Annotated in this window: 6 protein-coding genes; 2 read left to right on the plus strand and 4 right to left on the minus strand. The window is 39.0% G+C overall.

The window, feature by feature from the left end; translation table 11 throughout:
* Window positions 1-780 precede the first annotated feature (780 nt).
* On the plus strand, window positions 781-1,758 hold the full coding sequence (locus L652_RS0102490; protein ID WP_024597342.1) for a helix-turn-helix transcriptional regulator: 978 nt from the start codon (window positions 781-783) through the stop codon (window positions 1,756-1,758).
* Between the two features lie 363 nt (window positions 1,759-2,121).
* Here L652_RS0102490 and L652_RS0102495 read toward each other — a convergent pair whose 3' ends face one another.
* The 4 genes from L652_RS0102495 to L652_RS0102515 form a co-directional block, all read right to left on the minus strand.
* On the minus strand, window positions 2,122-3,048 hold the full coding sequence (locus L652_RS0102495) for an EamA family transporter (RefSeq protein WP_024597341.1): 927 nt from the start codon (window positions 3,046-3,048) through the stop codon (window positions 2,122-2,124).
* A gap of 101 nt (window positions 3,049-3,149) precedes the next feature.
* On the minus strand, window positions 3,150-3,857 hold the full coding sequence (locus tag L652_RS0102500; protein ID WP_024597340.1) for an AraC family transcriptional regulator: 708 nt from the start codon (window positions 3,855-3,857) through the stop codon (window positions 3,150-3,152).
* A 325-nt stretch (window positions 3,858-4,182) separates the two neighbouring features.
* Window positions 4,183-5,766 carry a sulfotransferase gene (locus tag L652_RS0102505; RefSeq protein ID WP_024597339.1) on the minus strand — a complete coding sequence of 528 codons (1,584 nt, stop codon included), beginning with the start codon at window positions 5,764-5,766 and terminating at the stop codon, window positions 4,183-4,185.
* Between the two features lie 101 nt (window positions 5,767-5,867).
* Window positions 5,868-8,285 (minus strand): TonB-dependent receptor, encoded by a 2,418-nt coding sequence (locus L652_RS0102515; protein ID WP_024597338.1) that lies wholly within the window; start codon window positions 8,283-8,285, stop codon window positions 5,868-5,870.
* 479 nt (window positions 8,286-8,764) lie between these two features.
* On the opposite strand from L652_RS0102515, the gene L652_RS0102525 reads away from it, so the two are divergent.
* Window positions 8,765-9,712 (plus strand): NADH:flavin oxidoreductase/NADH oxidase (locus tag L652_RS0102525; protein ID WP_024597336.1); only part of this gene is annotated, 948 nt, incomplete at its 3' end.

The raw sequence follows: 9,712 nt of genomic DNA on the forward strand, positions 1-9,712 counted from the left end.
CAGCCGCTCAAGCATCTTGTAACTGGAATCCATTTTTCTCTATAGCTGACGTTCGAACCTGCTTTACTAAAGCTAACTATTAGCCGAAAGCTGACATTAGTTTTTGTAAAAGAATAAACAGATTATTGGTAATTCAAACCAATATATACTGCATGTTTGAGGGGCTAGTGTAAGCTCGTTGCTGCCTTTGAACTTCCATCACTTGATGTTCATTTGAGCCTAAAGCAGTCAGTAATGAATTCGGTTTCAAGATCGCTTTGTGAGTATATAAGACGCTAGCATTTAATTTTCACACAGATTTCTAATGAATTAATCATGTCAAATTACTGAAAATTATCAATAATAATGTAAATTAACAACTTAAATCGAGCAACCGTTAGCCAACAAAATTGACCCATTCCTAACATTCTTTTTTTGAGGTGGTTTAACTATGGATGCCCTAGTTATGATATAGGTGATTTTAGCAATTAAACACTAAACTCTTCCCTAAACGAGTGACAAAATTGGATCAAACGGGCACCTTTAAAGCTTTTGGGCTGGAAGACCTGTCTGATGGGGAAATTTTGCCATAGATTGACAGCTTAGTTATATTTAGGATGTCTGATTTGGTTCGACTCTCAAAATGAAAAACTAACTTGCTAGCACCAAATAAAATGTTTAAATTTAGCTGTTTAGCCTAATTGCAACCGCTGGTTGACAAATTAACAACTTGACTTGCTGGTCTGCAACTACCTGACTTTCTATGCTTACCGCTCAACAACAAATGAAGGAATGAACTTTATGATTTTAGCAGAAAAGATTGTCAGATTAAGAAAACAAGTTGGTTGGTCGCAGGAAGAATTGGCTGAAAAGATGAATGTTTCTAGGCAGTCAGTGTCTAAGTGGGAAAGCACTAATAGCATACCTGATTTAAATAGGATAATTATATTGGCGGAGCTTTTTGACGTGTCTACTGACTTTCTACTAAGAGATGAGAATGAAGCTTTTGATTCTCATGATGAAAATAAAAAGCCTGATATCATTCAAATTAGTTTAGAACAAGCAGCAAAATATATTGAAAATAAGATGGAAGTGTCAGCCTTAATCACTAAAGGAGTTATACTTTGTTTATGCTCAGTAGTACCTTTGTTTTTCTTCTTGGCAATGGCTGAAACCAATCGATTGAACCTGACAGGCAATATCGCAGCAGCGATAGGAGTTGTGTGTATTGTAGTTATAGTCTCTATGGGAATAAATTTTTTTCTCAGAGCCAACCAATATGAAAGCGATATAGCGGTAATAGATAATGAAGCATTTGAATTAGCCTATGGTGTACATGGTGTTTTCAATGAAAAATTAACAAAGTTCAGACCTACCTATAATCGAAGATTATCGTTGGGTATATTTATGTTCATTATCAGTTTTGCACCTCTTATGTTTGCTAGTATGCTTTTCAGAGGCCCAAGTATAACTCTAATGATGCTAATTGTACTTATGCTCATCATAGCCGCTGGGATATACATTGTGTCTCCTGTTGCGGCTAAATACGAGGCTTATAACAATATTCTAAAAGATGGGCCTCTAGATACCGTAAAGAGTAGACGTGTAAAACGTGCTGAAAAACTCGCTGCATTCTACTGGCCTTTGCTAATCGCTATCTTTCTTGGTTGGAGCTTATGGACTATGGATTGGGGCGTAACTTGGATAATTTGGCCTGTAGGGGCTGTACTTTTCGCTGCACTGGTTGGATTAATGGAGTTGCTGGATAAAGAAGAGTGATGAACATGATATGCATCTTTATCAGCGATACAAAAACCTAATCTTAACCAGTAACTTTCTAATATGGCAGAGATTAGGGGGGATACAAATAAGTCATCTAAATATAAATACTTGAACAACCGCTATGCTGGCATTTACGATCATCAATCTAGACCTAAATTCAAATACTATAAATGGCACTTTAGCGAAGTTCGGCTGTGAGCGTGAGGCAGACTGTGAGAAATTATGATGTATGAAGTCAATACTCGTCTCCTTGGTTATTACATTTTATGAACGTTCGTTACGAGCGTTCATGTTTTTTACTTTATATAAATGAATTATACCCTATGGTAAGCTTTTAAAAGCATTGTCAATGCTCTTAAGCTACATAGATTTAATAGGTACTCTTAATTGCTTTTGAGGTTTGATGGTTTGCATTAATAGGCATAGTGATACCAAAGCCACACCTATCCAACCAATTATCTTAAACCTTTCACCAATAACGAAAACGGCTAAAAAAGTTGCAACTAATGGTTCTATTAAGGTAATTAATGTCGCTTTACTTGCATTTATATAATTCAAGCCAAAACCAAATAATAAGTATCCTAAAAACATTGGAATTACTGCCATATACAAAGATACCAATGCATTGGTTGCGCTTGAAAATAAGTTATCACCTGTAAACCATAATGAAGGGAGTAACAATAAAGCAGCACAACCAAACAGTCCTGACATTGACGATTTCGAATGAACTCCACTTTCAATTAAACTCCTTGCTGCCCATGAATAACCTGCATAGGTTAATCCAGCAATACACCCCAAAAGAATACCCAGGCTCTGTTGATTAATACTGTATGAAGGATCATTACTCTGATCTCTACCTAACGTTAATAAAGTAATACCTATAGCTCCAATAACAAAACTCAGTACCCATTCCAGTGATATATTTTTTTTACTAATTAGGCTTTCAAGGATTGCAGCAAAAAAAGGTGCCGTAGCAATTGAAACTACAGTGCCAATTGCAACACCTGATAAACGCATTGAAGTATAAAATGCTAATGGATAGATAGCGACAGAAGCGGCACCTAAAAGTAATACCTTAGGCTGTGAAATCATGAGCTTATAATCTATAAATAACGTTTTTCGTGCTGTAATAACAAGTAGCACTCCCCCTATTCCCATAGAGAATGCACCAATTGCAAACGAACTCACATCAGGGGAATAGCTTGCTGCGGTGCCTGTTGTTCCCCACAAAAAACTAGCAATAATGATAGCAATTACACCTTTAAAACTTCCGTGATGACTTTGCATAGTGATACCTGTTTTTTATTATTTCAATACAGAAATTGTATGCTAATGATGAAAGGAGTTTTTAACAATTAAGACGCTATCGTTGACAATAAAGACTAAGTTTACTTTTTGAATTTATTAGGTGGTAGGCCAAAGAATTGTGAAAACTTTCGGCTAAAGGCTGACGGCTCTTTGTAGCCTACTTTTTCACCAATGATTGATAGTGGATAATCTGTGTGTGTTAGTAAAGCTTGCGCTTTTTCCATACGAAGTTTGGTTACGTATTTCATCACAGTCATATTTGTTTGTTGCTTAAATAGTTTCTTAAACTGCGTTTCGCTTAGAAAAGCAGATTCAGCCAGGCGTTTAATGTGAAGTTGCTCTGCAATATTTTGCTCTATGAAGGATATTGCTGTACCAATACGGTTATCTACTTTTGGCAATAAAGGTTGCTCTGCAAGCAGTAAACTGAACATTTCAAACATCGCCTGTTCTAATTGAGCATTAACTTTATTTTCTAATTGGTTTTCGATAAAGGTTAAGTAACTTTTAAGGGATGAGTTAATTGCAAAAACAATACAGTGAGAAGATGAAATATTTAGGGGTAGGTTTTTCATGTCCACAACTACAAATCTAGCTTCAGTATCTGCAGTGAACAAGTGCTCTTCATTGGCTTTAACTACAACACATTCACTTGGCGCAACTTTACCATTGAAATCACCAACGCATATATTTATGACACCACGTAAAGGTAAAACCAATTGATTAAAGTGATGTGAGTGACGGGTTGGTTTTGTGCTATAAGAACGAATGGATAATAGATTTTTCATAATAACAGAAATGTATGGCCTTATTTCATCCTGATTTTGGTTATACATAGTAGAGCAATGGATGACAAAGTGAAGTGTTAGTTTTATTGGCTCTTTAACTTAAACCTCAATGACTGCAATGGTGTGTGAGTTCACATGGCTTAGCAGTCCCACTCAAAGGCCTTGAAAGGTAATATCTGCTGTTGGCATTCTCCGCCACTCCACAACATAAAATGTAGATAATAATTGGCAAGGTATTTTACTGTGTCGGATGGCGCTTCGCTTATCCGACCTACACGTACACAAAGCCTCTTATTTGGCGTCTCTCACCGGTAAAATAAAGCGTTTACTCAATACTAATACCTTGTTTTAAAAGGTACTCCACTGCTTTATCAGTATGGGGCTTAAATGCTTTCCAGCGCCCAATTGCTTTGTTGTTAAGTGGTTGGCGTACTTGCACTTTACTTGCAGTAGAGACCGGTGAGGTGTTTAAGTGAAAGTCTATACACTGTGCTTGCCACTCTAAATTACAAAAGCTAACTAGCTCTTTTATTTGCTGCTCGGGCTGGGCGACTAGTTCTTCGTATTTTACTAATTTTATATTGCTATGCAGGGCGCTAAAGTGCTGCATGAGTTTGTAAAAGCGGCTGTAAAATTTGGCAGTGTCGAGTAAATCGAGCGAGTACGCGTAGTAGGGGTTATTTATAGTAAATAACTGGCGATAGTTACCAATGCAGGTGTCCATTGGGTCGCGTAGCATGCAAATAATTTTAGCGTTTGGCAGGGCTTTGGTAATTAAGTCGATATAAAAAAAGTTAAACGGGAGTTTATCTATAAAGTGCTTATGGCTGCCTGTTATTACGCGTGTTGCGTTTAAATAGGTTGACCCAAGCTGATTAAAATCAAGCTCGTAGGCTTTACTGAGCGTTTGAGTGTCGAGCACGTGAGGTGTTTGTGTTTGGCTTAGCTTTTTAACGCTTAGGCCAAAGTCTTGTAATTCACCGGCTGATTGCACGTCGCTGTGGCTCGATAAAATACGCTCAACTAATGTGGTGCCAGAGCGGGGCATGCCTAATACAAAAATAGGTTCGGCCGTTGGGTTACCTTGTGTTAGCGCTTGTGTGTGTTGTTCACTTAAGAGTTTAATATGTTCAAACAACTCAGTTGAGCTTTTATGATCAAATGGCTGCACAGTACGTTTTGCTACTTTACCTTGCTCTAACGCGTTAAAAGCCTCTGAAAATTCACCAAGGTCTTGATACTCTTTTGCTAAAGCATGGCCTATATGCAGTTTTGCATCGGGGTGTGTTACTTGCTCAAATACATTTTTTAAGCGCTCAATATGGTTATTTTGCTTACTTACTTTAGTTAAATCACTTAATGCAAAATGACTTTGGTGGTGCAGCGGGTTAAGCGCTATGGCATTTTCAAAAGCGTGTTGGGCTTTATCAAATAGTCCTAAAAATTTAGCGCTTACGCCGTAGTTATAATAAAACGGTGGTTGAGCTTTGTTAGCTGCTGTAGCCAGTTTAATAGCGCACTCAAAGTAGTTAAGTGCGTGTTCGTGAATGCCTGCTTGAGTAAGTGCAACGCCGAGTGTGTCGGCATCAAGTGCTTTAGTTATTTGCTTTAATGGCACCGATAGTGCGGTATTTTTTGCTTTTTGTAATTCGCCAGTAAGTGCGTAACATTTAGCAAGTTGCGCGGTGTATTCAATACTTTGGCCAAGGGTAAGGGCTTTTTCGATGAGCTTTATTGCTTTGTGTATTTGCCCAACAGTTAAATTAACCATTGCCAGCAAAAAATACCCATCAGCAAAGTCTGGTTTGAGTGTCACTAACTCCACTAGGGCTTTGTGTGCTTGCTCTATTTTACCTTGGTTTAGGGAGTGTATTGCGCTTTGATGAAGTTGCTTTAAATTTGGCTGCATGGTTTTTGGTAATTATTTTGTAAAAGAAAATAAAAAGGCTCAAATAAATTTGAGCCTTAAAACAGTGTTTAAAAAGTGAGACTGTTTAAAAGTCGCTTAAATTATATTTCAAATTTGTAGTTAAATTTAACACCTACCGTTAGCGGGCGATTAATGTAATGGCCGTAGTTACGTTGTATATCGGCGCCATTAGCTGATGTTATATCGGCATCTGAACGACGAACTGACGTAACTGCGTATTTGTTGAATAGGTTATCAACATATAGGGTCGTTGACCATGCATCAGCTGTTAATTTAGCTGATATATTACTTAAGCTGTAACCTGGTAGTGTTTCGCCGTTATCACGAAGCCCAACTCTTGAAAGCACGTCGCTTTGCGCGGTTAAACCGTAGTTAATATCGAGTGTTTTGTCGTAAAATACGTCTGTTTGATAGTTTACACCCATCGAAAATTGGTTTTCAGGTGAACCAGGTAAACGGTCGCCGTCTTCTGCGCCACCGGTGCCATCGGCGTTAAACAAAAATGGTGCGTCTGATGTTAGCTCTGCTTTTGTGTAGGCATAAGTTGCATAAACTGAAAACGAGTCAGATAAAATCGCACGGGTTGAAATTTCAATCCCTTTTGCATTTGCGCTGCCTGCGTTTGAAAGGTACGTTAATTGACCTATATCTGTAGCGCCCGTAATTTGTGCATCATCCCAATCTACGTTAAATAACGCGGCGTTAAAGTGTAGTTGGCTTCTAAACCATGTACTTTTAAAGCCTAGCTCGTAGTTTGTTGTGGTGTCGGCTTCATATAATAATTCGTCAGGTTTACCACAACCTGTTTGTTGATCCTCAACAATTGGATCAGGACAAGACACTAAACCGTTTGAACCACCAATTCTAAAGCCTTCACTTACTGTTACATAACCCATTACTGAGTCAGTGAACTGGTATTTAGCATTAAATTTAAATAAGTTACCGTTATCGCCTGCTTCGTCTTTTTCGTATGCAACGGTGGTTACATCAGGATCTACTCCACCATATAATGTATTTGCTAGCGGGAAGTCAAAAGCCGCTTGCGACTCTATATCGTATTTGTAAAAACGGGCACCAATGGTCACATCTAATTTGTCGGTAACTTGGTAGCCAACTTCACCAAATAGTGCAGACTCAGTGACGGTACTTTTTGTAAGCTCTAAGTATTCTAATGAGTCAGGTCTTAGCTGCTCGCCACCAAAGTTATCGATAGCGAATTGGTCAAACCCAGGGGTAAACTCTCGGCTTGATGCTTCGGTTTCTGTTTTGTTGTAAAAGCCACCCACAATCCAGTTAAAGTCGCTGTCGCCTTGCGACACTAAGCGAATTTCTTGAGTAAAGGTATCTTCTTCGTCAATTTCACGGGTAAACGTTGAAAACGAAGGAAACTCTTCATAACCGTAATCAAGACGAATTAGTAAGTCTGTTTGATCGCGTTGACCGTCGGCATCAAAGCTTGAAATACCGGTTGCCGATACTAGCTCTGCAAAACCTAGGTCGGCTTTTAGTTCGAGGCTTAGTAATTGATCTTTTTTCTCGCGAGGTTCTTCAAAGCGATAAGCCGATTCGTATTTACCTATTACATCGCTTAAACCGTTATTTGCATTAAGGCTGTTGTAATGAACAATCGAGCGGCCTTCGCTGTCTTGGTTTTGGTAAAAGTAGTTAAGCGTACCTTCAAACGATTCATTTGGTTTAAAGCGTACGGAAATACGACCTGTTGTGGTGGTTTCGCCGTTGGCGTCTTTTACATTTTTAAGGTTGTTATTAACTGCTGAGCTATCGCTCCAATCTGGATCTGGCAACGATACGCTAGGTTCACGTACTACATAGCCGTAATCGATAAAACCCGGATCTTCATATACATTTAAGCTGGCGCGTACCGCTAATTTATCTTCGATAATAGGAAGGTTAAATATAAAACCGCCTTCGCCACCTAAAGAGTCACTTTCTTTTGTTTGAAACAGGTCGCCGTAAACTTCAAGCGATGTAAAATCAAGCTCAGGCTGTTTAAGCATGTAGCGAATTGCACCGCCTAATGTGCCTGCACCATAAAGGGTGCCTTGTGGCCCAATTAATACTTCAACACGCTCAATATCTACAAGGCGCATATCTACCGAAACCGGAATTTCGTTAATGTAAGTAGATACCGTGCCGCCATCTGATGATGGACCAGATGAATTGGTATTTAAACCACGAACAATAATAGGCGAGCCTGATCGACCACCTTGATCGGTAATTGTTAAACCAGGTACCCAGCGCGCTACATCGGCAAGCTCATTGATATTTTGATCTTTCATAATATCTGCATCAAGGGCTGTAATATTTAGCGGTGCATTTTGCACAGAGCCGCTGCGCCTTGTTGCTGTAACTTCGATTACTTCGAGTGATTTGTTTTTAGCTGCAACTTCTTCTTGAGCAAGTGCGGCATTAGGCAATAAAAATACGCTAGAAACAGCGCTCGAAATAGCCAAGGTTAACAAGCTTGGTTTAAACATAAAAAGTGATCCCCGGTTCAAATGTTTTACATTAGTAAATTAAGTTAAGCAGTTTATCAGGGAGTGAAGTAGCTTGGAATATTTAAATTGAATTTTAATTCACTTTTATAGAATAAATATATTTTGTTTGTGGGGGGGGGTATTTAGTTAATAGGCAATATAAGCAATAGCTTAGTCCTATTAGGTACAGCCAGGTTAAAAATCGCACTCTTGTTTAAAGGTAAATAGTCATTCATTTTTTAAAAATGGCTTTATGATGTGCTCGTTAAACAAATTATTACATTAAAATTGATAGTTTATAATGTTATTAATTATGCTTTTATCAGCACTATTAAAGTATATTTTTATCCCCATTAAGAGTGTTAAGTCGGAATTATAAGTAACTGTGTAAGTTATTGAGTGAGCGTGCTTGATTGCCGCTTCGTATTCTTTTTTTTGTTTTGTCAGCACTTTTTTGTGCGTGTTTTCAAGGATTAACAATGAGCCAACTATTTTCGCCTTTATCACTTGGGCAAGTAACGTTAGATAACCGTATTATTATTGCACCCATGTGCCAGTATTCAGCAAACAATGGCGCTGCTAGCGATTGGCATACTATTCATTTGGGCCAATTGAGTTTAAGTGGTGCAGGATTACTTATTTTAGAAGCAACAGCAGTAAACCCAGAAGGGCGTATTAGCTATGGCGATTTAGGGCTTTGGAATAACGAAACCCAGCAAGCCCTAGACAAAAGCCTAAAAGCAGTAAGGCAATACAGCCCTATGCCTATTGGTATTCAGTTAGCGCATGCTGGGCGCAAAGCATCAACTGAAAAACCATGGGACGGTGGCGATGCCATTGCACCTGATGATGTTAATGGCTGGCAAACGCTCGCCCCTTCGGCAATTGCGTATGACGCTAACAGCCCAGTACCAAAAGCAATGAGCCAATCCGATATTGACTCACTAATTAAAGACTTTGTCAGTGCAGCTAAACGCGCTGATGAACTCGGCCTTGATTTAATCGAGCTACATGGTGCGCACGGTTACCTGTTACACCAGTTTTTGTCGCCACTTTCAAACAAGCGCGATGACAACTACGGTGGTAGCCTAGAAAACAGAATGCGCTTATTGCTTGAGGTATTTAAAGCAGTACGCGCGGTATTCCCAAGTGAAAAAGCAGTGGGTGTGCGTATCTCGGCAACCGATTGGGTTGAAGGCGGCTGGGATTTAGAGCAATCGATAGTGCTTAGTAAAGCGCTTGATGAACTCGGCTGTGATTTTATTCATGTAAGTACGGCGGGTTTAAGCCCTGAGCAACAAATACCAGTAAAACCTAATTTTCAGGTGCCATTTGCAACAGCGATAAAAAACGTTGTTAAAATGCCTGTAATAGCCGTTGGTTTAATCACTGAGGCGCAACAAGCCGAAGATATTATTAGTGAGCAG

The organism is Pseudoalteromonas sp. TB25 (assembly GCF_000497995.1).
GTDB lineage: Bacteria > Pseudomonadota > Gammaproteobacteria > Enterobacterales > Alteromonadaceae > Pseudoalteromonas > Pseudoalteromonas distincta.